This window comes from Rhodococcus sp. F64268, from assembly GCF_023015605.1.
Taxonomy (GTDB): domain Bacteria; phylum Actinomycetota; class Actinomycetes; order Mycobacteriales; family Mycobacteriaceae; genus Rhodococcus.
In genome coordinates, this window is the sequence record NZ_JALKAI010000004.1 from 147,981 (window position 1) to 170,592 (window position 22,612).

A 22,612-nucleotide genomic window follows, 5' to 3' on the forward strand; every position below is an offset into this window, starting at 1 on the left:
ATCAGTGGCTGCTGGTGGAGCCGAGGAACGCTTCGATTTCCCGGCTCCACTCGCGGCTGCGGGCACGCTCGATGCCCCAATGCGCGAGTGCGAACAGACCGCATGCGGTCACCAGCGCGACCATGTACACCGCGACACCGGCAAGTACCGAGGAGAACTCGGCGGCGGACACGCTCATCGGTTGCAGCGTCACCGCTCCTGCGCGATCCACCCACACCTGCACTTCGTCGCCTGCACCCTCGGAACCGGTGATCTGTACGTCGCCGTGGTGCGAGACGCCGCGGAACTCCCAGGTGGCGGGGGCGGTCGAGGGTGCGACGTAGGAGAACTCTCCCCAGCCCGCGTTGGCTATCACGGGGTCGGCGTCGAGCGTGGCGGTGACCATGGTGCGTTCGGCGAGTTGCTGCTGAGCCGTCGCGACCTGAGTGTTCTGGACGTTCGCGATGACGATCCCGGCGACGGGGACCATGATGAGCATCGCGGCGACAAGCAATGAGAAGACACGGGCTTCGAAGCGGTCGGTGCGGCGGACGAGGGGACTACGCCCACGCAGACTCCGGCGGGTGCGCCGTAGATATCCCCCTGTGGACGTCATTCGGTACCCCGATCCTTCCCCCGGTCGACACTCTTACACTCCAGAGTGCTCGCCGACCGGGCGAAATTCAAGGTATCCCAATCCATCTCACATTGTGCGGTTGCGCACAGCGCTACTATGCCCCGAGACCGACCGGGCAGCTCACACCCGTCGCGTGAACCGGGCAGTACCCGTTGGGGTTCTTCGCGAGGTACTGCTGGTGGTAATCCTCGGCGTAGTAGAACTGGGTGAGCGGAGCGATTTCCGTGGTGATCTTGCCGAATCCCGCTTCCGCGAGGCGCGTCGCGAACGACTCTGCGGTCGCCTCGGCGACCTCGATCTGCGATTCGTCGAACGTGTAGACGGCCGATCGGTACTGGGTTCCGTGGTCGTTGCCCTGTCGCATGCCCTGGGTGGGATCGTGGTTCTCCCAGAACTGCTTCAGAATCCCCTCGAAGTCGATCACCTCGGGATCGAAGACGACCAGCACGACCTCGGTGTGCCCGGTGCGACCGGAACACACTTCCTCGTACGTGGGGTTGGGGGTGTAGCCGCCTGCGTATCCCACAGCGGTCGAATACACGCCGTCGAGCTGCCAGAATTCCTTCTCGGCTCCCCAGAAGCACCCCATACCCACCACGGCGGTGGCGAGGCCTTCGGGGAAGGGCGGCACGATGCGGTGACCGTTGACGTGATGCGTCTCGGGAACCGGCATCGGCTCCGACCGTCCGGGCAGCGATGCTTCGGCTGCGACCATCTGGGACTTCGAGCCTGCATGGGCGAGGATGTCGTCGAACCAGGACATGACCCGATGCTACGCGTGTGTCCGCGCTGCGACCTTTTCCGCGGCAGCGGGCCGCTTCGAGTGAAGCCACCTGCTGCCGATCCACCGCGCCGCAGGCACTTCGACGCCGCGATATACCAGCTCGGAAACCAGCGCGACACCGATGATCAGGCAGATCACGGCACCTGTCATACCGACGAATCCGACGGTGTTCTCGTAGATCCGGTACATGACGAGCGTGTGCACGAGGTAGATCGCGTAGCTGCGGGTCGAGACCCAGTGCACGACGCGCAGACGACCGAGCCTGCCGTCGTACCGGGACAGCAGGACCACGACCGCGAATACCACGCAGATGGTCCACAGATAGTGGCTGCCTGCCCAGTACACCTGCATGTCGGTGGCGAGAACGATCACCTGAACCTGGGCGATCAGAGCCACGAGCAAGCCGCGGACGGAGATCAGCCGCGCCCACGCAAGATAGGCGATCTGACCCAGGAACACAGTGGGCAGCGTCGCGGCGATCTTCGAGAGGAACGGCACCGTGTACGGCTCCGGGACGTACAGGTTGTAGATGATCACGAGCATGCACAGCGCTGCCCCGAGCAGCGGCATGACGATGGGCTTGGTCCGCAGCAGCGATCGCCCGCTCACGCAGAACAGGTAGAACATGATCTGCACCGCGAGCGTCCACGCGACTCCGAGCACCGCCACCTGCGGTTTCAGGAAGAACGCACCGAGGAAGAAGCTGAGGGCGGCCTCGCCGCCGGTGACGGTGGTGTGGCCGCTGAACATGCCGTTGATGCCGAAACGGACCAGCAGTATCGCCGCAAGGATGCACACCCAGAAGGCGGGGACGAGCCGCGCCGCCCGTGCGATGAGGAACTGACCTGGCGGCTGACGGATCGCAGACCGCGTGATGAGTAGCCCCGTGAGCATCATGAACGCCGAGACACCGACGAACGACAGGTGCATGTTGAGACCGACGCCCTGAGTCAACACGATGTGGGTGACGTCGATGAACCACCAGCCGGTGCCCAGATCGTCGATCAGGTAGAAGCAGATGTGCGAGTACACGACCGCGATCGCGGCGAGGAATCTCAGCAGGTCGAGCCCGGGCAGCTGGACACGTGGTGCCTCGGCTCCGCGTGCCGGAACGTCGAAGAGCGGCCGTGACACCCCACAATGTTAAGGTCCCGTTCACCAGCGCTCCCAATCGCACACGCGATCCGGAGAGTCGGTGCAGGTAGGGGCGATTCCGTTCCGTTTTCTGCGCATACCGTTCCCCGCACGTCCCCGGTAGGGCACGACGTCCCGCGTGAGGCCGAATGTTGCGCAGCGTGTAGTTATGGGTTTGGGTGGATACCCATATAGGCACGGAAAAAATCGAACGGGCTCACAGGCCCGCAAAGAAGGGACCCTTCGTGGCTGAGTACACGCTTCCGGAACTGCCCTACGACTACGCAGCGCTCGAGCCGCACATCTCGGCGAAGATCATGGAGCTGCACCACGACAAGCACCACGCGGCCTACGTCGCCGGCGCCAACACTGCACTCGAGAAGCTGGCCGAGGCCCGTGAGAACGGCACCATGGCCGCTCAGGCGACCAAGCTCGAGAAGGACCTCGCATTCCACCTCGGTGGCCACACCAACCACTCGGTGTTCTGGCAGAACCTCTCCCCCGAGGGCGGCGACAAGCCGACGGGTGAACTCGCAGCAGCTATCGACGACGCATTCGGATCGTTCGACAAGTTCCGCGATCACTTCTCGGCGAACGCGAACTCCATTCAGGGCTCCGGCTGGTCGATCCTCGCGTGGGATTCGATCGGGCAGCGTCTGATCATCGTCCAGCTCTACGACCAGCAGGGCAACATCTCGATCGGCCTGACCCCGCTGCTCATGCTCGACATGTGGGAGCACGCGTTCTACCTGCAGTACCAGAACGTGAAGGCCGACTACGTCAAGGCGTTCTGGAACATCGTCAACTGGGCCGACGTGCAGGCTCGCTTCGAGCGCGCGCGCACCCAGACCGCCGGCCTGATCGTCTAGTCACCGGCACCATGGAAGAAGAGGGTCACCCCGCGGGGTGGCCCTCTTCAGCGTTTCGGGACATTCAGCGTTTCGGGACACCATCGCCTCCGGCCGACAGTTATCGTGTGCGGCCATGACGACTCCCTCGCTCGACACGGTGTGCTCCGGCCTGGCATTTCCCGAATGCCCACGTTGGCACGACGACCGCCTCTGGTTCTCCGATGTGTACGCGAACGACGTACATCGCCTGGATCCGTCCACTGGATCGTCCGAGATCGTCGCCCATATCGACGGGCACCCAGCGGGGCTCGGGTTCCTTCCCGACGGGCGCCTGCTCGTCGCCGTCGGCCACACCCGCACGGTGATGCGGCGCGAGTCCGACGGCACGCTCGCCCCGCATGCGGATCTGTCGGGGTTCGCGACCTGGCATCTGAACGACATGTATGTCGACGGTGCCGGTCGCGCATATGTGGGTAACTACGGCGACGGCAGCGCCCCACCCGACCCGGTCCGGCCCGCGGTGCTCACGCTCGTCGAACCGGATGGAACGGTCCGGGCTGTCGCCGACGACCTGCTGTTCGCCAACGGGATGGTCGCGACGGCCGACGGTCGCACGCTCGTCGTCGCCGAGACCCGCGCGATCCCGGGCCGGCTCACCGCATTCACGGTGGGCGACGACGGTTCCCTCACCGACCGTCGCACGCTGATCGAGTTCGATCGGTCGGTGTTCCCGGACGGGCTCGCCATCGACCGGGACGACGCCGTGTGGGTCGCATCGCCGTTCGGCAACGAGGTGATCCGGGTGTCGCAGTCCGGGGCGATCACCGATCGGGTGCCCGTCGCGAATCCCTATGCGGTGGCACTCGGCGGTCATGACGGCCGCGACCTGTTCGTCTGCACCGCCGAGAATTGGCAGCCCGAGGTCGCGGCGCGAGAACGCACCGGGGCGATCGTGCGGCTGCGTGTCGACGTGCCGGGCCGGCCACACGCTTGACACCGGGTACCGAATACACCTGGCACTCGACGCCTCTTGTGTGCCAACGAGAAAAACGGGCATTCTTCCCTCATCGCCCGAGAGGGATCGGAGGGACGCCATGAGGGATCGGATCGGGATTGCCGCGTTTCATTCCGGTGGGTCGCTGCGGGGATTCGTAGTGACGGGACGGTGGCCTTCGACCACCCGCGAATGGGCACAGCTGCTCGCGCTGACCGTGCGTGTGGCCTCGCTGCCGGGACTGCTGCCGACCTCGACGGTGTTCGGGGTCCGTGAGGAACTTCCGGACGATCCGGAGCCGGGCACCGTCGGGCTGGTCCTTGCCGCCGGACCGGTCCTCGGGGAGACCGCCGTAGAGCCGGGATGCTTCGCGCAGCATCAGCCCCCTGCACTGATCATGCTGCACCCTCCGTCGGAGACCACGCCGTCGTTGCCCGAGAATGCGGGCGCAGCCTCGGGGTGTGTGCTCCTGCCCGGGTTGCCGTATCTCGGGCTCGACCATCGCGCCGCATGGGTGGAGGCCGAAGCGGACGGAACCGTGACGTCGCTGGTCAGTAAGGTGAACGTGGATCCCGACAGGGATCCCGACACCGCAGTTCTGGCCATGCTGCTCACGGCATGACGCTATGCCGCAAACGAGAGTTCGGTTCTACTAAACTTAGCATTACCTTTACACCCGCAGCTTCCGCGGGCTAGTGTCGTGGAAGCGAAGGGGAGTAGCCCCCAATCGCCCTGTCGACACACTGGCCGCCATCGGCCCGGCACGGCGAACCGGACGACCTCCGGTGGGCGAGACCTTCGGTCGTCGACGCACCACGCGTCCGGCGTCCGGAGGAAGCCCGATTCCTCCACAGACGAAGGAGGAAAAGCCGCTCATGTGGTCCGCAGTCGTTCTGAGTTTCGCAATCATCTTCATCGCCGAACTCGGCGACAAATCCCAGTTGATGGCCATGACATTCGCGTTGCGCTATCGCTGGTGGGTGGTGTTGTCGGGGATCCTGTTCGCCACCACCGCCGTCCACCTCGTCTCGGTGGCGGTGGGCCATTATCTCGGTGTCGCGATCCCGACCGTGGCCATCTCACTCGTCGGTGGCGTCGCCTTCCTGTTGTTCGGCGCGTGGACGCTGCGTGGCGATTCCCTCGACGACGATGAGCAGTCGAAGGCCGGCCGTGTCACCCGGTCGGCGTTCCTGGCTGTCACCTCGGCGTTCTTTCTCGCCGAACTCGGCGACAAGACGATGCTCGCGACCATCACGCTCGCGACCGACAACAACTGGATCGGCGTCTGGGTGGGGTCGACGGTGGGCATGGTCGCTGCCGACGCGCTCGCGATCGTCGCGGGTGTCCTCCTCGGACGACATTTGCCGGACAATGCGATCCGCTTCGGGGCCGCGGCACTGTTCTTCGCCTTCGGCGCGTGGATGCTCGGGTCCGGTATCGCTCCCGACGCACCTGCGGTCGGCCCCGTTGCCGGTGGCGTCACCCTCGTGGTCACCGCACTGGTCATGTTCCTGTTCACCCGTCGGACCAAGCGGACCGACCCCACCAAGGCTGCTCCCGCCACGCACGTGTGACCTTCGACGCCGACCGGCGGCGCCGCGGCACTCACAGGTATATGCTTGCCGATAGGCAAATACTTGGAGGTGCGCACACCGGTGAGCAGAGAATCGTTCGATCCCGATGAGGTCAACCGCCTTCGCATCGCACTCGGCCGCATCGCACGCCGTGTCTCACGACCGGCAGGCGACGGCAGCCTGACCCCGTCCCAGGCATCCCTCCTCGGCACCGTCGCGCGACGGAAAACCGTCGGTGTACGCGAACTGGCCGACCTCGAAGGCCTCAATCCCACGATGTGCTCGCGCATGCTCGGCAAACTCGAAGACGCCGGACTCGTGTCGCGTTCGTCGGACACCGACGACAAACGCGTCGTCCTCGCCTACATCACCACCGACGGCGCTGCGCTCGCCGAAGAACTGCGGATCAGACGCACCGCGCTGTTCACCGAACACCTCACCGAACTGAACGAACATCACGTCGACGCACTGCACGACGCACTCCCCGCCCTCGAAGCACTCGCCGAGAGCATGGGGTGCGGCAGAAACGAGGCGCGCAATTGACAGTCCTCGCCGACCTCCGTGGAACCACCTTCGCCGCCATGCGCGGTCCCAACTTCCGCCGCTACATCACCGGCCAGGCGATTTCCCTCGTCGGGACGTGGATGCAGACCGTCGCACAATCGTGGCTCGTCCTGCAATTGACCGGATCGGCCACCGCGATCGGCATCGTGCTGGCTCTGCAGACCGTCCCGATGCTGCTGCTCGGTCCGTACGGTGGCGTCGTCGCCGACCGCTCCGACAAACGCAAGCTCATGATCGGGCTGCAGTCCACGATGGGGCTGCTCGCACTGATCCTCGGCCTGCTCGTCATCACCGACACCGTCCAGCTGTGGCACGTGTACGTCCTCGCCCTCGGGCTCGGTCTCAACCAATGTTTCGAGAATCCGGCGCGGCAGTCGTTCATGCTCGAGATGGTCGGACCCGAGGATCTGCGCAACGCAGTGAGCCTGCAGTCCACCCTGGCCGCGTGTTCGCGCATGATCGGCCCCGCGGTTGCCGGCCTCGTCATCGCCGCGGGCGGCATCGGGATCTGCTTCCTGCTCAACGCAGCGAGCTTCGTCGCGGTGGTGACCTCGCTGCTCACCCTCGACGTGTCGAAACTGCGCCCCTCTCCCCCGACCGCGCGCGCCCGCGGTCAGCTGCGCGAAGGACTCGCGTATGTGCGACGGACGCCCGATCTGGCCGTACCGTTGGCGATGATGGCGCTCGTCGGCTGTCTCGCATACGAATTCCAGGTTGTGCTTCCGGTCTTGGCAGACCACACCTTCGAGGCAGGGGCCGGCGCGTACGGCTTCCTCACCGCCGCGATGGGTGCCGGATCCGTGGTGGGCGGCCTCGTCGTCGCCACGTGGGGTCGCACGGGCATCAGGCCGCTCGTGCTCGCCGCCCTCGCATTCGGCGTGGCCATGGCCGTCGCGGCCGCAGCACCGTCCCTACCGGTCCTGATCGGGCTCATGGTGATCGTCGGCGCATTGAGTGTCACGTTCACGACGAGCGCGAACAGCACACTGCAACTCGCCGCGTCGCCGCAGATGCGGGGCCGGGTGATGGCGCTGTGGGCAGTCGCATTCCTCGGATCCACAGCGATCGGCGGCCCGATCGCCGGATGGGTCGTCGAACATTGGGGTGGCCGTGCCGGATTGCTTCTCGGTGCCGGTGCGTGTGTGGTGGCCGCGCTGACCGGCACTGCCGTACTGCGGCGACCGGCGCAGTAGAGCAGCGACGCAGCAGATTCGGGGACGTTGTCGCGCTAAGGTTCGACGCGAAACGCGTGTCCCCCGGAACAGGAGCAAGACTGTGGAAATACAAGGTTCTGCCGCGCTCGTCACCGGTGCTGCATCGGGTCTCGGTGCCGCTACCGCTCGCCGCCTCGCCGAGGCCGGGGCGACGGTGTTCGGACTCGATCTCGAACAGTCCATCGAACGGGTCGGCGACAACGCGCCCGCGGGCGTCACCCTCATTCCCACCGACGTCACCAGCGGCGACGAGGTGCACGCCGCGATTGCGCGCATCACCGAATCCGGAGTGCCGCTGCGCATCGTCGTCAACTGCGCCGGTGTCGGCTGGGCGGGGCGAATCCTGTCCAAGAACGGCCCGCACGACCTCGAGCTGTTCCGCACGGTCATCACGGTGAACCTGCTCGGCACCTTCAACGTCATGCGCCTCGCTGCCGACGCGATCTCCAAGACCGACACAGTCGACGATTCCGGCCAACGCGGCGTCATCATCAACACCGCGTCCGTTGCCGCGTTCGAAGGCCAGATCGGCCAGATCGCGTACTCGGCGTCGAAGGGTGGCGTGCACGGCATGACGGTGCCCGCGGCACGCGATCTCGCGCAGTTCGGTATCCGCGTCAACACCATCGCCCCCGGCATCGTCGACACCCCGATGCTCGCCGGTGTCACCGAGGACTACCGCAAGGGTCTCGAAGCGGGTGTGCCGTTCCCGTCGCGGCTCGCGCAGCCCGCCGAATACGCGCAGCTTGCGCAGATGATCGTCGAGCACGACTACCTCAATGGCGAGACCATCCGCATGGACGGAGCGCTGCGTATGGCGCCGCGATAGGCGGCTACGCCGCTCGTGCGCGGTTGGATCAGAGGTCGTCGATATGCGGAATATCCAGCACTGCACGATCACTCATCCACTCGCGCAGAACTTTGGTGGCGATCACGTCGTCCTCGTTGTACTCGAGCAGGCGAGTGCGTTGAGACAGCACCGGCTCACCGCCGTCGTAGCCGACGGCCTCCCGATACCAGGCCATCGACGCCTCGCCGCCCGCTTCGTCGTCGCGCCAGTGGTGGCCTGCGATCGGAGCGATCTTCTTGAGGCCCTTACCGTTCGGGCATACGAACTGATCTGTCACGGCCTGATAGACGTCCACCCACTGCGGCGACGAGATGAATTCCTTGATCTCCGCTTCAGACGGCACACCCGGGTACCCGTGAAAGCGGCGGGCCGACGACAACAACCACTTGTCCTCCGCTGACCGCGAATAGCAGTAGGCTGCAAAACTCTTCCCACGACGCTCCGCCGCGCGACGCTCGGCCGACAACCACATCCAGAACTCACCGAACGACCGGGCCTCGTCGGTGGTGGGCACCGGCTGCCAGGTCGAGAACGGTCTGTACGCCGACTGCACGTCGGTGTTGAGCAGCGTCCCCCACAGGTATGCGCCGTGTTCGTGGTAGCTCTCCATGTCGATATCGATTTCGACATCCGCGCGCGCGACATGCACCTGCCGGTAGCGGCGCACCAAGGGCGCCTCCGCAAGCCATGCCTTCGCGATCACGACCGCGTCCTCGAACGGTCCTTGCGGCCATACCTCGGGTTGTTCGCCGGTCCAGCCGGCCAGCCCCTCGATCGTGGTGACGCCGAGTTCGCGCAGCACGTCGGCGCGCTGCCCCGGCGCGACCAGCGACACGTCGCGCCGTTCGGCCAGCTCGGAACGGCACCTGTCCCACCACGGGCAGGTGCGGCACTCCCCTATCTGCGACGGCGCCGTCGGCACCATGCCGCGCGCGATGTCGAGGCGATCGGCGAGCCGCGCGTCGTAGTCGTCGAGGACGGCGCTCAGGTCATGGACGAGTATGCAGTCGGCGTTGTATCCGATCGCTCCGGCCACCTGCGCGGGACTGGCCAGCCCGTGGCGTTCGAGCATCCGGTACAGATGCGCGACACGCATCTGATCACCCGAATGCGCCCGCACCTTGCGGCTCTCGTCGACCGCCGGCGCCCAGCCGAACAGATCGGTGGTGACGGCACCCCGTCCCGGGTCGGTGACCTTGTGGTTGACGACGATCACGGGAATGTAGCCGCCGCGTTCCGCGTCGCGGAGCAGGATCTCGGATCGTCCTCGCCGGCCCGTGTCGGGCTCGATGGGCAGGACCGCGCCCCAGATGCGGTCGGCACCGGATCGGCACGCCTCGAGGGTCCGGTCGGCGCGCTGCGCCATGGTCCCCTCCGCGACGATGTGCACCCAGCCGTCGGGGTCGGCGTCGAACATCCGCTGCCGGATCGCCTCACGGTGCGCTGCGGCGGCTTCCTGACGTTGGACAGCGCCCGGGTTCCTGGGAGCCGCAGAGAGCTCCTCGGGGAACGTGGCGTCGAGAAACACCCGGTGGCGGCACCGCGTCAGCGCGCTCGCCTCGATCGAGACGGGCCTGCGTCGCTGCTCCCCGGTCTTGTCCACAACAGTCCAGGGTATTCGCTGGACGTGCGGCGCCTCGAAGCAGCACCGTCACGTTAGGCTGACGACGAGCGCGGGCGCGCTGCGGTCGTACCGAATGGAGGGTGCTGTTCGATGGGGTTGTTCACACGGCGGAAGCGGCGTGCCACCCGCAAGGCGGAGGCCACTGCTCTCAAGCACAAGGCGAAGCTCGAGGCAAAGCTCGGCGCGAAGAACCAGTACAAGAGTGATCGGCGTACAGCGAAGTCCCAGGAAAAGCTCGCCAAAAAACTCGCGAAGTCGCAGGCCAAGCTCGACAAGGAGCTCGTGAAGTCGCAGGCCAAGGTAGAAAAAGAGCAGATCGCCACCCTCAAGGCTCAGAAGAAAGCTGCCGAGAATCAGGGCCTGACCGCGGCGAAGATCCGTCGCTACCTCGGAGTCGCCCGCCTGCTCGTGCCCGTGCTCGCGCCCCTCGTCTACCAGGCCGCGACTGCTGTCCGCGGGCAACTCGACGTTCGCCGCGCCCACAAACTCGGTGTCGGTGTCGAACAGCTCGGCGAGTTCACCGGTCACGGCGCGCGGCTCAGCGCCCGCATCGCGGCGGCGGAGCAGTCGGTCACGAAAACCGAGGAGCTGCATTCCAAGGACGCCGAGACGAAGAAGTTCGCGGAGGCCATCCGTGGCCGCCTCACCGACCTGACCGCTGCAGTGTCTGCCGCAGAGCAGATGCCTGCCGCGCGTCGTAAGGCCGCGCACACCGCTATCGGCAACGAGCTCGACGGAATCGAGGCGGACCTGCTGGCCCGTCTCGGCGTGCGCTGACACCCGAGTGACGACGAACCCGGCCCTGCTCGGCGGCACCGCGGGGGTTTCCACCGCGGCGCTCGCCGTCGCAGCGCACGGTGCGGCCGGAGGTTCGATACCGACGAACCCCGCCGTCGCGTTGCTGACGGCGGTTGCCGTCGGGGTCGGCATCGTGGGGGCCGGGCGACCGAGGACGTCACCGGCCGCGCTGCTTGCCGCCGGCCAGCTCGGAACCCACCTCGTCCTGTCGTCGCTGTCGGATGGGCACCTGCATCTCTCTCCGGCGATGCTGGCCGCGCACGCGGTCGCGGTCGTCGGGTGCGCACTGCTGATCGGCATCGCCGACCGCCTCTACGCTGCGTGTACCTCGGTTGTTCGGCGCGTGCGGGCGTGGCGTCCCGCGATCACCGCAGCCACGGTTCTCGTACCGCGCATCGACACCCACAACTACATCGCCAGGTCTTTCCCTTCCTGCATCTCTCGACGAGGTCCACCGGGCGCGCGGTTCGCCGTGTCCTGATCCTCTTTCGAGAAAGCAACCACATCTTCATGAAGAACACCCTCATCCGGGCCGTCGTCGGCTCCGGTGCCACCGCGGCGCTGCTGCTGGCCGGTTCCGGCATCGCTGCCGCCCACGTCACCGTCGTCGCTCCGGGCGCCGAGCAAGGCGGCTACTCCGTCCTGACATTCCGCGTCCCCACCGAGTCCGAGACGGCAGGCACCACCGCTCTTACCGTCGAACTGCCCGGTCTGCGGTCCGCTCGCACCGAGCCGCTGCCCGGATGGACGGCAACAGTCGAGAAGAACCCGGAGACGCAGCTCGCAACGTCGGTCACCTGGACTGCCGACCCCGGCGTCGAAGTCGGGCCGGGCCAGTTCCAGCAGTTCGTCCTCTCCGTCGGGCCGCTCCCCGAGGAAGACGAAGTAGCGTTCGCGGCAACCCAGACCTACAGCGACGGGGAAGTCGTCGCGTGGGATCAGATCGCAACCGGCGACGAGGAACCGGAGAAGCCCGCGCCCTCCCTCACACTTGCAGCGAGCAGCGGTGACGGGCACGCAAGCGGTGCTGCCCACAGCACCGACACCACCGCGACCACCGAGTCGGGCAGCAGCACCGACAACACCGCGCGGTGGCTCGGCGGCATCGGTCTGGTGCTCGGCGCGCTCGGCGCCGCACTGGGCCTGGGCGCTGTGATCCGGGGACGGCGAGCATGACGGACACCGGAATCAGGAAGCGTCTCGTCACTGTTCTCGTCGCGCTCGTCGGCGCGTTGACGCTCGCGGCAGGCCCCGCCGCGGCGCACTCGGTGGTCCTCGGCAGCTCTCCCGAGCAGGGTGAGCAGATCGCGACAGCGCCCGAGCAGGTCAGCGTGACGTTCAACGAAGCGTTGCAGGAGCAGTTCGCAGCGCTCACCGTGGTCGGGCCCGACGGCCTGTTGTGGTCCAAGGGCGACCCGATCGTCGACGGGCCCACGGTCAGCGTCGAGATCGACGGCCTCGGCCCGGTCGGCGAATACACGATCGCCTACCGCGTGACGTCGGCCGACGGGCATCCCGTCAGCGGCACACGCACCTTCACACTTACCCAGGAAGGCACCGGCACCCCAGGTGAGGCCGCGGCCGGCGATGCCGCGCCTGCATCCGACGCCGACACCGACAGCGACGGAGGTCCCGCCGTGTGGTGGTTCGTCGTCGCAGGTGTGGTCGTGGTCGTCGCTGCGTTGTGGTTCGTGTTGCGCAAGCCGAAGGCCTGACACTCGTGCCGATCGTTCGCCGGCGGTGGCTCCTCGGGGCCGCCGCCGGCGCCGTCGCTGGGGTCGCGCTCGGCATGCTGCTGGCCGCGCCGGAGCTGTCGGCATGGGTACGGGCGCTGTCGCTCGGGGTGGGCTCGACGGTGCTCGGCGTCGCCACGCTCGCGGCGATGATGCGCGGTCGAAGGCGCCCCGATGTGTCCGGCGACGACGTGTGGCGCGCGCTCACCGTGCTCGGCGGGGTGTGGTTGCTGCTCGAAACCGTTCAGCTCGTCCTCGAGGCCGCCGCGACCGTCGATGTGCCAGTGGTCCGGCTCAGCTCCGGACTCTTCGTCGAATATCTGGGCACCGCAGGGTCGGGCCGGGTCGCGGGAGCCGCGTGGGTCTGCGTCGCCGCGCTCACCGTCGCCGCTGCCCTCGCCTTCCGGCTCGAAGCGTCGTGGTCGAGCGCGCCGGTGCTCGTCGCCGCGGCTCTCGCTCTCGTCGCGCGACCGGTCACGGGGCACATGTCGCAGCAGCCGTTCGGGTCGTTGCTCGACGCTGCGCACGTCCTCGCGGCCGCGGTCTGGCTGGGGGTGCTCACCGCGCTCGCCCTGCTGGTCCGGGGCCGCGGGGCCTGGTCCCGGCTGCTGCCGCGCTATTCGAAGCTCGCGACGATATGCGTCGTCGTGCTCGGCGTGACCGGCGTGATCGACGCGGCGGTTCGCCTCGAATCGGTCGCTGCGCTCGTCGACACCGGCTACGGGCGCGTCCTGCTCGCCAAGGTGGCGGTGCTCGTGGCGTTGCTCGCGCTGGCGTGGATCTGGCGGCGCACATGGGTGCCCGCGGCCGAAGTGCACCGAGCCGCCGCCGATACCTCCCTGCGCAACGCCGTCATCGAAGTCTGTGCGATGTCGGTGGCGTTCGGGCTCGCGGCCGCGCTCGCCACCACCGCATGATCGCCGCTCACAGGAACCCGGCGGCACGCTGAAGATCACGCACGAGTGATTCGAAGACGTCGTCGCGGTCCACGTGGGCGCGCAACGCCGCCGACGGATGGATCGTGGCCACCACCGTCGGGTCGATCGTGCCCCGCACCTGCCCGTCGAGCTGCAGCACTTCACCCCGATGCGCGGTGAGCTTGAAATCCTTGTCGATCAACGCGCGGGCAGCCGTCACACCGAGGCACACCACGACATCGGGGCGCACCACGTCGAGTTCCGCGGCGAGCCATGGCCGGCACGCGATGATCTGCCCGCCCGACGGCTTCTTGTGGATGCGCCGCTTCCCGCCCGCAGCCCGGTCGAATCGGAAGTGTTTGACCGCATTGGTGACATAGACGGTGTCGCGCTCGACACCGGCCGCTGCGAGCGCCTTGTCCAGCAATCGGCCTGCGGGGCCGACGAACGGCTCCCCCTCGAGGTCTTCTTCGTTGCCGGGTTGTTCGCCGACGAGCATCAGACGTGCGTCTTCCGGGCCGGCACCGAAGACCGTCTGCTCGGCGGCCTTGAACAGGTCGCACCCGCGACACCCCCGGGCCGCTGTCTCGAGCGAGAGAAGGTCGAGGGTGTCGGGGAGATATTCCTGAGCCCCGGGATACGTGACCATGGCGGTGGAGTACCCCTATCGCAGCCGAGAAATCCAGGTTCGGGTGTGGGCGGGGTCGATGACGTCGTCGAGTTCGAAGATCGTCGCCGCCTGCAATGCCTTACCCCGCTGATACGCCGCCGCGACCAGTTGCCCGAACAGTTCCTCGCGAGCCTCCGCGGTGGGCGCGGCATCGAGTTCCTTACGGAAGCCGAGCCGCACCGCGCCCTCGAGTCCCATCCCGCCGATTTCACCGGTCGGCCACGCGATCGTGAACTGCGGTGAGTGGAACGATCCACCGGCCATCGCCATGGCACCGAGCCCGTATCCCTTGCGGAGGATGATCGTGCCGAACGGCACCGTCAAGCGCGCACCCGCGATGAAGAACCGGCCGAATCGCCGTACCGTCGCCTGTTTCTCCGATTCCGGACCGACCATGAAACCCGGTGTGTCGCAAAGACTCACCACGGGGAGCCGATGCTCTTCGCACAGTTCGAGGAAGTCAGCGGCCTTGTCGGCGGCTTCGGCGTCGATCGCGCCCCCGAGATGGTGGCTGCTGTTCGCGAGCACACCGTAGGCTCTGCCCTCGACCCGCACGAGAGCGGTGACGATACCGACTCCGTAGTCCGCGCGCAGTTCGAGCACCGAATCGACGTCGGCGACCGCAGTGAGAGCGGCACGAACGTCGTAGGCGCGGAGGCGATTCTCGGGAACCACGTGTCGCGCGAGACGCGGATCGGGCGCCTCGAATCCGGTTGCCTCGACGGTGAAATACGACAGGTACTGCCGGGCCAGCGCGACGGCATGCTCCTCGTCGCGCGCGGCGAGGTGGACGACGCCGTTGCGGCGTTGCACGTCGATCGGACCGATCTCTTCGGGCCGGTGCTCTCCGAGTCCGCCGCCCTCGATCATGGCGGGCCCACCCATCCCGATGTTCGCGTCGGGCGTCGCGATGAGTACATCGCACACCCCGGCGAGTGCGGCGTTACCCGCGAAGCACCGGCCCGACACCACGGCAACAGTCTGCACCCGACCGCGCAGCGCCGCCATCGATCGGAAGGTCGACAGTTCCAGGCCCGCGCCGTGCGCCACATCGACGTCTCCCGGCCGTCCGCCGCCGCCCTCGGCGAACAGCACCACCGGAACCTCGCGGCGCGCAGCGAGTTCGAGGAGCCGATCGGTCTTGCTGTGGTTGTACCTGCCCTGGGTTCCGGCGAGCACGGTGTAGTCGTACGACATGACGACGACGTCGGCTCCGTCGATGCGTGCCGTGCCTCCTACGAGTCCGTCGGCGGGGGTGTTCGCGATGAGGTCTTCTTCGCTGCGCCGTGCGCGTTGCGCGGCGAGGACGAGACCGCCGTACTCGACGAAGCTGTCGGCGTCGACGAGATCGGTGATGTTCTCGCGCGCGGTGCGCCTGCCGCGGTGGTGTCTGCGGGTGACCGCATCGGGACGGGCGGCGTCGAGCGTGGCAGCGTGTCGCGCACGGATCTCGTCGAGGTCGGCGCGCTCGTCATCGAGGTCGAATGTAGCTGCGGCGGTGTCCGACCCGGCTTCGTCGTCGAGGTGGACCACGGCGAGCACCGTTTCGGGTTGCACGGTCTGCCCGGGCTGCACGAGCATCCGGACGACGGTGGCGGTGCCCGGCGCGGTGATCGCATGCTGCATCTTCATCGCGTCGAGGATCACGATGGGTTTGCCCGACTGCACGGTGTCGCCCTCGGCAGCGGATTCGACGACGGTGGCCACCATTTCGGCGCACACCGCATGCTCACCGGCGCTCAGTTCGGGTACCTGCTCCGGGGTTGCCGTGTCCACGTGCGGGGCAACGAACTCTGCGAGACGCTCACCGAGCCACGTCGTTGTGACCTGACCGGATAGAAATTCCCTGTCGGTCAGTACCTTCCGGAGCACATCCCGGTTCGTGGCGACACCGTCGACGATGAACTCACCGAGCGCGGCATCGAGTTTGCGGAACGCGGCGGCAGGATCGGAGACCCGCACGTGCGCGATGGTCTTCGCGAGCAGCGAGTCGTAGCGGGCACCCACTTCGAGCCCCGGGCGGGCGTGGGTGTCGACGCGAATCCCGGGTCCGGAAGGTGGAGTGAATGCGGTGAGGATTCCGGTCGCGGCGACGGTCTGCCCGTCCGGACGCAACGTCTCGGTGTTGATGCGTGCCTGCACAGCCACTCCCCTGGCACGGGTAGGTGCTCCGGTGACACCGTGTGAGTCCGCGGTGATGCCGTCGGGCAGGTCCAGTTCGTCGAACACGGCTCCGCGCGCGACCGCGATCTGCACGGTCACGAGATCGATGCCGGTGACCTCTTCGGTGACGGTGTGCTCGACCTGGATCCTCGGGTTCACCTCGAGGAACACCATCGTCGGCCCTGCCACCAGAAACTCGACGGTCGCCAGCCCGCGCAGATGCGTGCCGACGCCGAGCCGGACGGCCGCGATGTGCAGGTCGCGTCGCAGCGCCGCGCTCAGCGCGGGGGCGGGAGCGATCTCGACGAGTTTCTGGTGGCGGCGCTGCACGCTGCAGTCACGGTCGCCGAGTACACGCGCGACGGTCCCACCGACGCCGTCGGGTGCGCCGACGATCTGCACTTCGATGTGGCGGGCCGCCGCGATGAGCGCTTCCGCGTAGAGGCGGTCGTCGCCGAAGGCGGCCAGCGCTTCGGCTGCGGCCGACCGGTGGGCGTCGATGAGGTCGTCGGCGTCGCGCACGATCCGCATTCCTCGGCCGCCGCCTCCTGCGCGAGCTTTTACGACGATGCCGTCGGGGTGCTGCGCAAGGAATGTGCGCAGTTCCTCCGGGTCACCCGAACCCGACGCGGGCACCACGGGAATGCCCAGGCCTGCCGCAGCGTCGCGGGCGGTCTGCTTGTCGCCGAAGGTACGCAGCGCGTCCGCGTCGGGTCCGACGAACGTCACGCCCGCGTCGGCGCAGCGGTCCGCGAACGCGGCGTTCTCACTGAGGAAACCGTAGCCGGGATGGACGAGGGTGCAGTGCGTGTCGCAGGCGATGCGGAGGATCGCGTCCTGGTCGAGATAGGCGGCGGGCCCGGAGCCCGCGAGCGGAACGGCCCTGGTGGCGGCACCGACATGCGGGCTCGCGGAGTCGTCCTCCGCATAGACGGCGACGGTATCGAGGCCGAGTTCAGTGGCCGTTCGGATGATTCGCAGGGCGATCTCACCGCGGTTGGCTACGAGCAGCATGCCTATGCACCCCCAGGTCGAAGTTGACGTCGAACTCAATTCATACCGCAGCTCACTCCTGGGGTCTCGGACGCACCCGCAGACGTCCGAGGCCGATCGCGAGAACCACCGCGGTGATCGATCCCGCCGCCATGATCGCCGCGAGCACCACCACCTGGAAACGACCGGCTTCGAGGGGCGACAGCCCGCCGAAGATCGCGCCGACGAAGGCCCCCGGCAGCGTCACCAATCCGGTGGTCTTCGTCTGGTCGAGGGACGGGATCAGCGCTGCCCGTACCGCGAGCCGGGCATGGCCGAGCGTTGCCTGCCGCATGGTCGCGCCGAGCGCGAGCCACCCTTCGACCTCGGTCCACCGGTCGTCGACGATCTCGGTGAATCTCCGGCCGGCAAGTCCGGCGACCGTCATCCCGCCGCCGATCACGATTCCGCCGAGCGCGAGGGCGTAGCGGGGTGTCAGCTCGATTGCACCGCTGACGAACACGATGGCAAGAGCGGTACCGATTCCGAGAAGCATGGACACACCGACCAGCACTGTCGTTCCGATTCCTCGCCCGACCCGCCGCGACGCGGTCCACAGCGCAACGCCGAACATGATCACGAGCACCAGCGCGACCCACCGGGCGTCGGCGATGACTCCCGTGAGCACGAGAGCAACGAATGCGAGTTGCACTGTGCCGCGCGCGATTGCGTACACCGGTGCAAACCGGTGCGGAACGCCGAATGCCCACAGGACGGCGGTGGCCACGGCTGCGAGCACCGCGACTCCCACCAGTGTCCGGATGAGTTCGAGCGCGTCATCGATCATCGCCGAGCAGCGTATCCCGCAGATCGCCTCCACAAGTCCACGCAGGATACGGCCGCGTCGTGTTCATGCGCGATACGGTCGATGTATGTCTGCCCGCAAGATCGCCGCGCCCCGGCCCACCCTCGAATCCGACAACTACCTGTACGAACCCTGCGAGCGCAGGATCCGGGGGAAGTGGTTCGGGCGGACGGTTGTGGACAGCACCCGCGCGGTGCTGGTGTGGGCGCCGGGCAAACCCGTGCCGTTCTATGCGTTCCCGCGCGACGACGTGCGTTTCGATCTGCTGTCGGCGTCACTATCACCGAGCCGCAGCCGTCCCGACGTGTGGCAGTGGTACGACATCGTGGTCGACGGTCAGCGCGCGTATTCGCCGGTGTTCCAGCTGGACATCGACGGCCTCGACGACCGGTTGGCGTTCGCTTGGTTCCGGCAGGGCGAGCCCGAGCCGGGCGACACGGTCTACGTCGATGAGGACGAGCACTGGTTCGAGGAGGAGGCCGAGGTGTTCACCCATCCACGCGACCCCCATCATCGTGTCGACGCGCTTCCCAGTTCCCGGCACGTCCGTGTCACGGTGGACGGCACGGTCGTCGCCGAGACGCGCAACCCGGTGCTGGTCTTCGAGACAGGCCTGCCGACGCGCTACTACATTCCCCCTGCCGATGTGGATTTCTCCCGGCTCGAGGAATCGGTGCTGCGGACGGGATGCCCGTACAAGGGCACGGCTCGGTACTGGTCGTTCACGGAGCAGCCGTTCTCGGGGCAGCAGCCCGCCGAGAACGTCGCGTGGTCGTACGAGGAACCTCTCGCCGGGATGGAACCGATCGCAGGGCACGTGTGTTTCTACGACGACGCGGTGGACGTGTCCGTATCGGTATGAGAAGTCCGCTTCACAGATAATATTTTAGCGCTAAGATAGTTGGTGAACCGCGACCCGACCTCAGGAGCGATCACCGATGTCACTCACCTCCGTCAGCTCTCACCATCCGTACAGCCCCGCCTACGTCGCCGGTGGGCTCGTCTTCGTCTCCGGCGCGCTGTCCATCGATCCCGAGGGCACCGCCGTCGAGGGCCGCACCGAAGCACTCGATGCCGCCATCGACCGGATGACCGATCGGCTCGCCGTCGTCGGAGGAAAGCTCTCCGACGTCGTCAAACTCACCTACTTCGTCACCGACCTGTCGCTGAGAGAGGAAGCCAACCGCCAGTTCGAGCGGCTCTTCGCCGAACCGCGCCCGGCCCGGACCTTCGTCGAGGTGAGTGCGCTTCCATACGGCGCGACGGTCGAGATCGACGCAGTCGCCACTGCCACAGCACCACGCTGATCCCTGACATCCCCACGCGCCCCGCGCAGGCCGTATCGTGAACAATGCTTTGGCGCTCAACAATCGAGCGGCAAGCCGAGGACACGAGGAGGCACGCGTGGGGCGCGACAACGTACCCGACCATGACGCCGTCGACGACATCGTGAGTCAGTGGGCTCGCGAATGGCCCGGCCTTGACGTCACGCCCCTCGAGGTACTCGGACGCCTCCACCGCACCTACCTGCGCTATCAGGGCACCATCGCGCGGATCTTCGACGAGTACGGCATCAACATGGCCTCGTTCGATGTCCTCGCTGCACTGCGCCGCGCCGGCGAGCCCTATCGCATGACCTCCGGACAACTCGCCGAAAGCTCGCTGGTGACCACCGGTGGCGTCACCCTCCGCATCGACCGTCTCGAGAAGGCGGGATTGGTGAGACGTGAACGCGACGCCGACGACCGGCGCATCGTGCATGCCGAGCTCACCGAGGCAGGAAAGAAGCTCATCGACGAGGTCGCGGTCGCTCATTTCGAGAACGAAACCCGCATGCTCGCCGAGCTGTCGAAGGACGACCAGAGCGAGCTGGTGCAGTTGCTGCGGAAACTCGAGTATTCACTCGCCCGGCACCAGGGCGCCTGAGGCGTTCAGCAGATTTACCGCAGAAAAAGTCAGAAACACCCTTCCGGAAAGGATGTTTCTGTCTTTTCGTGCAGCGGTTCCCGCAGACGCTGTCGTGCCGGTAGAGGCTCTCGGCCTCCCTGCGAGATCCGAGAATCCGATTTGCATCCACCGGTAGTTGCCATAATGTAAATATTCATGACTGCAACCGATCAGGTATCGCATCGCGAGCGCAAGCGCGCCCGCACGTGGACGGCAATCCACCTCGCCGCCGCGAACGCAGCCGCGACGCACGACCACCTGTCGGACGTCACCATCGAAGCGATCGCCGACGCCGCCTACGTCTCACCACGCACCTTCTTCAACTACTTCAAGTCGAAGGAAGACGCCGTGCTGGGCCTGCGCGCCGCAGTCATCAGCGACACGGTCCTCGACGAATTCTTCATCGAGCCGGGTGACGACCTCGTCGAAAAAGTCGCGTTCCTACTCTTGACGGTCTTCCGCACCACCAACCACAAACAGATCACGCAGACCGAATACGCCGATCTGATGGAGCGCCATCCCGAACTCTCGCGCCGCCGCTTTCGATACATCGACGACGTGCAGGCGCTCGTCACCGAGTTCGTCACCGAACGACTCGTCGCCTCCAGCGGCTGGACTGCGAACCATCCCGACGAATCTCCCGAAGAAGCAGCGCAAATGGTCGTCACCGTCGCGGGAGCCGTGATGCGGGCGGCAATGCGCCCGATCCTCACCCGCGCGGACCTCGAGGAAACCGATGCAGATGCAGTTCTGCGTCGGAAATGCACCCAATTCAGAAACGTCACGCGATCGTGACCACCGAAACCTCGAAGACCGAACAGGAATCGTCGGCGCCTCCCGTCCGGATCGCATTCATCTTCGCCGGGCTGCTGCTGGCGATGCTCTCGGCATCGCTGAGCCAGACCGTCCTCAACCCCGCGCTGCCCACCATCGTGGGCGAACTGCACGGCGCCGACCTGATGCTGTGGGTGATCACCGCCTACATTCTCGCGTCGACGATCATGATGCCGATCTACGGCAAGCTCGGAGACCTCCTCGGACGCAAACCGATTCTCATGGTCGCCATCTCCGTCTTCGTGATCGGATCGGTGGTCAGCGCGACCGCGACGAACATCGTCTGGCTCATCGCCGGCAGAGCCATCCAGGGCCTCGGCGGCGGTGGGTTGATGATCCTGTCGCAGGCGACGATCGCCGATGTCATCCCCGCCCGTGAACGCGGCAAGTACATGGGCATCATGAGTAGCGTCTTCGCATTGTCATCCGTGAGTGGCCCACTGCTGGGCGGATTCTTCACCGAAGGCCCCGGATGGCGCTGGGTGTTCTGGATCAACATCCCCATCGGGCTACTCGCGCTGCTGGCCGCAGCCTTCTTCCTTCGCCTCCCAGAGCGTCGGCGGTCGCGGCCCCGGATCGATGTCGCCGGGATGGCCGTGCTGTCCATCGCGACAACACTTCTCGTGCTGGTCGCCACGCTGGGCGGCGCGCAATTCCCGTGGGCATCACCCACCATTGTCACGATGATCGCCGCGACCCTCGTGGCAGTAGTGCTGTTCCTGTTCATCGAATCCCGGACTGCGGAACCCGTTATCCCGCTGCATCTGTTCCGCGACCGGAACTTCAACCTGTGCACCCTCGCCGGGCTCCTCATCAGCGTCTCGCTGTTCGGTGTCGCGTCATACATGCCCACCTATCTACAGATGGTGGCGGGCATGGGAGCGACCGCAGCGGGGCTGATGATGCTCCCGATGATGGGCACGCTGTTCGTCACTTCCACGCTCCTCGGCCGCCACGTGACCCGCACGGGCCGCTACAAGAACTGGCCGATCGTCGGAGCGATTCTCGTTGCAGCCGCCATGGTCCTACTGTCGGCACTCACCGTCGACAGCCCCCTGTGGCTTCTCGGATGTTTCGTGGCACTCCTCGGCCTCGGCCTCGGCACCTCCATGCAGCTGCTGGTCCTCGTCGTGCAGAACTCATTCCCCATCGACGAGGTCGGTACAGCCACGGCGAGCAACAACTACTTCCGCCAGATCGGCGCGACACTCGGCGTCGGTGTCGTCGGCAGCGTATTCACCACCCGGGTCGCCACGCTGATCACCGAACGAGTCCCCGACGCGGCCGACAACGGGATCCACGCGGATTCGCTCACACCATCCATTGTTCGTGCCCTGCCCGACTCGCTGAACCTGGCGGTCATCGAGTCGTACAACGAGGCGCTCACCCCGATCTACCTCGCGATCGCGCCGCTCGCGCTCATCGCGGCAGCGTGCCTGTTCTTCGTGATCGAGAAACCGCTCGCGACGACCATCGAACGGAAGACACCTGTCGCGGACCAGTGAGCA

24 protein-coding genes are annotated in these 22,612 nt (G+C 66.7%); 17 read left to right on the forward strand and 7 right to left on the reverse strand.

Translation table 11 applies throughout. The features are described from left to right. Window position 1 precedes the first annotated feature (1 nt). The 3 genes from MWU77_RS11060 to MWU77_RS11070 all read right to left on the reverse strand — a co-directional run bounded on the left by MWU77_RS11060 (window position 2) and on the right by MWU77_RS11070 (window position 2,534). On the reverse strand, window positions 2-595 hold the full coding sequence (locus MWU77_RS11060) for a hypothetical protein (RefSeq protein ID WP_247273682.1): 594 nt from the start codon (window positions 593-595) through the stop codon (window positions 2-4). A gap of 115 nt (window positions 596-710) precedes the next feature. After that, complete coding sequence (msrA, locus tag MWU77_RS11065; RefSeq protein WP_247273683.1) at window positions 711-1,379, reverse strand: peptide-methionine (S)-S-oxide reductase MsrA; 669 nt, start codon at window positions 1,377-1,379, stop codon at window positions 711-713. A gap of 9 nt (window positions 1,380-1,388) precedes the next feature. Then, window positions 1,389-2,534, reverse strand: a complete 1,146-nt coding sequence (locus MWU77_RS11070) for an acyltransferase (RefSeq protein ID WP_247273684.1) — start codon at window positions 2,532-2,534, stop codon at window positions 1,389-1,391. A 245-nt stretch (window positions 2,535-2,779) separates the two neighbouring features. Between MWU77_RS11070 and MWU77_RS11075 the strand changes: the two genes are divergently transcribed. The 7 genes from MWU77_RS11075 (at window position 2,780) to MWU77_RS11105 (ending at window position 8,560) form a co-directional block, all read left to right on the forward strand. Continuing rightward, a complete protein-coding gene (locus MWU77_RS11075) occupies window positions 2,780-3,403 on the forward strand; it encodes a superoxide dismutase (RefSeq protein WP_169689206.1) in 624 nt (207 codons plus the stop codon). 115 nt (window positions 3,404-3,518) lie between these two features. Further along, entirely contained in the window at window positions 3,519-4,379 is an 861-nt protein-coding gene (locus tag MWU77_RS11080) for an SMP-30/gluconolactonase/LRE family protein (protein ID WP_169689205.1), read from the forward strand. 100 nt (window positions 4,380-4,479) lie between these two features. Beyond that, entirely contained in the window at window positions 4,480-5,001 is a 522-nt protein-coding gene (locus MWU77_RS11085; protein ID WP_169689204.1) for a peptidase, read from the forward strand. 253 nt (window positions 5,002-5,254) lie between these two features. Next, the gene (locus tag MWU77_RS11090) at window positions 5,255-5,953 is read left to right on the forward strand and encodes a TMEM165/GDT1 family protein (RefSeq protein WP_247273685.1); all 699 of its coding nucleotides are present in this window, start codon (window positions 5,255-5,257) and stop codon (window positions 5,951-5,953) included. Window positions 5,954-6,079: 126 nt separating this feature from the next. Next, entirely contained in the window at window positions 6,080-6,496 is a 417-nt protein-coding gene (locus tag MWU77_RS11095; protein ID WP_247274100.1) for a MarR family transcriptional regulator, read from the forward strand. Beyond that, complete coding sequence (locus tag MWU77_RS11100) at window positions 6,493-7,710, forward strand: MFS transporter (RefSeq protein WP_247273686.1); 1,218 nt, start codon at window positions 6,493-6,495, stop codon at window positions 7,708-7,710. The genes MWU77_RS11095 and MWU77_RS11100 overlap by 4 nt, the downstream gene beginning before the upstream one ends. 82 nt (window positions 7,711-7,792) lie before the next feature. Next, window positions 7,793-8,560 carry an SDR family NAD(P)-dependent oxidoreductase gene (locus tag MWU77_RS11105; protein ID WP_169689201.1) on the forward strand — a complete coding sequence of 256 codons (768 nt, stop codon included), beginning with the start codon at window positions 7,793-7,795 and terminating at the stop codon, window positions 8,558-8,560. Between the two features lie 28 nt (window positions 8,561-8,588). Here the strand turns inward: MWU77_RS11105 and MWU77_RS11110 are convergent, their stop codons facing one another. Continuing rightward, window positions 8,589-10,184, reverse strand: coding sequence for a TM0106 family RecB-like putative nuclease (locus tag MWU77_RS11110; protein WP_247273687.1), 1,596 nt, complete (start codon window positions 10,182-10,184; stop codon window positions 8,589-8,591). Between the two features lie 111 nt (window positions 10,185-10,295). Between MWU77_RS11110 and MWU77_RS11115 the strand changes: the two genes are divergently transcribed. Genes MWU77_RS11115 through MWU77_RS11135 form a run of 5 tightly spaced genes read left to right on the forward strand, consistent with a single transcriptional unit; the run spans window position 10,296 to window position 13,653 of the window. Then, window positions 10,296-10,982 carry a DUF6474 family protein gene (locus MWU77_RS11115; protein WP_247273688.1) on the forward strand — a complete coding sequence of 229 codons (687 nt, stop codon included), beginning with the start codon at window positions 10,296-10,298 and terminating at the stop codon, window positions 10,980-10,982. A gap of 7 nt (window positions 10,983-10,989) precedes the next feature. Then, a complete protein-coding gene (locus MWU77_RS11120; RefSeq protein WP_247273689.1) occupies window positions 10,990-11,484 on the forward strand; it encodes a hypothetical protein in 495 nt (164 codons plus the stop codon). A gap of 29 nt (window positions 11,485-11,513) precedes the next feature. Continuing rightward, a complete protein-coding gene (locus tag MWU77_RS11125; protein WP_169689197.1) occupies window positions 11,514-12,179 on the forward strand; it encodes a YcnI family protein in 666 nt (221 codons plus the stop codon). After that, window positions 12,176-12,718: a copper resistance CopC family protein gene (locus tag MWU77_RS11130; protein WP_247273690.1), complete on the forward strand. Its 543-nt coding sequence runs from the start codon at window positions 12,176-12,178 to the stop codon at window positions 12,716-12,718. Before MWU77_RS11125 ends, MWU77_RS11130 begins: the two co-directional genes overlap by 4 nt. 5 nt (window positions 12,719-12,723) lie before the next feature. After that, window positions 12,724-13,653 carry a CopD family protein gene (locus tag MWU77_RS11135; RefSeq protein ID WP_247273691.1) on the forward strand — a complete coding sequence of 310 codons (930 nt, stop codon included), beginning with the start codon at window positions 12,724-12,726 and terminating at the stop codon, window positions 13,651-13,653. 7 nt (window positions 13,654-13,660) lie between these two features. Here MWU77_RS11135 and MWU77_RS11140 read toward each other — a convergent pair whose 3' ends face one another. From MWU77_RS11140 to MWU77_RS11150, 3 genes are read right to left on the reverse strand one after another with little or no spacing between them, the layout of a single operon-like run. Then, a complete protein-coding gene (locus tag MWU77_RS11140) occupies window positions 13,661-14,302 on the reverse strand; it encodes a UdgX family uracil-DNA binding protein (protein ID WP_247273692.1) in 642 nt (213 codons plus the stop codon). A gap of 15 nt (window positions 14,303-14,317) precedes the next feature. Beyond that, window positions 14,318-17,500, reverse strand: a complete 3,183-nt coding sequence (locus tag MWU77_RS11145) for a carboxyl transferase domain-containing protein (RefSeq protein WP_247273693.1) — start codon at window positions 17,498-17,500, stop codon at window positions 14,318-14,320. A 52-nt stretch (window positions 17,501-17,552) separates the two neighbouring features. Continuing rightward, window positions 17,553-18,305, reverse strand: coding sequence for an ABC transporter permease (locus MWU77_RS11150; protein WP_247273694.1), 753 nt, complete (start codon window positions 18,303-18,305; stop codon window positions 17,553-17,555). Window positions 18,306-18,390: 85 nt separating this feature from the next. Between MWU77_RS11150 and MWU77_RS11155 the strand changes: the two genes are divergently transcribed. The 5 genes from MWU77_RS11155 to MWU77_RS11175 all read left to right on the forward strand — a co-directional run bounded on the left by MWU77_RS11155 (window position 18,391) and on the right by MWU77_RS11175 (window position 22,609). Then, window positions 18,391-19,185, forward strand: a complete 795-nt coding sequence (locus MWU77_RS11155) for a DUF427 domain-containing protein (RefSeq protein ID WP_247273695.1) — start codon at window positions 18,391-18,393, stop codon at window positions 19,183-19,185. Between the two features lie 76 nt (window positions 19,186-19,261). Further along, complete coding sequence (locus MWU77_RS11160; protein ID WP_247273696.1) at window positions 19,262-19,630, forward strand: RidA family protein; 369 nt, start codon at window positions 19,262-19,264, stop codon at window positions 19,628-19,630. Window positions 19,631-19,727: 97 nt separating this feature from the next. Then, window positions 19,728-20,249, forward strand: a complete 522-nt coding sequence (locus MWU77_RS11165) for a MarR family winged helix-turn-helix transcriptional regulator (RefSeq protein WP_247273697.1) — start codon at window positions 19,728-19,730, stop codon at window positions 20,247-20,249. Window positions 20,250-20,426: 177 nt separating this feature from the next. Then, entirely contained in the window at window positions 20,427-21,065 is a 639-nt protein-coding gene (locus MWU77_RS11170) for a TetR/AcrR family transcriptional regulator (protein WP_247273698.1), read from the forward strand. Continuing rightward, the gene (locus MWU77_RS11175; protein ID WP_247273699.1) at window positions 21,062-22,609 is read left to right on the forward strand and encodes an MDR family MFS transporter; all 1,548 of its coding nucleotides are present in this window, start codon (window positions 21,062-21,064) and stop codon (window positions 22,607-22,609) included. The genes MWU77_RS11170 and MWU77_RS11175 overlap by 4 nt, the downstream gene beginning before the upstream one ends. Window positions 22,610-22,612 lie beyond the last annotated feature (3 nt).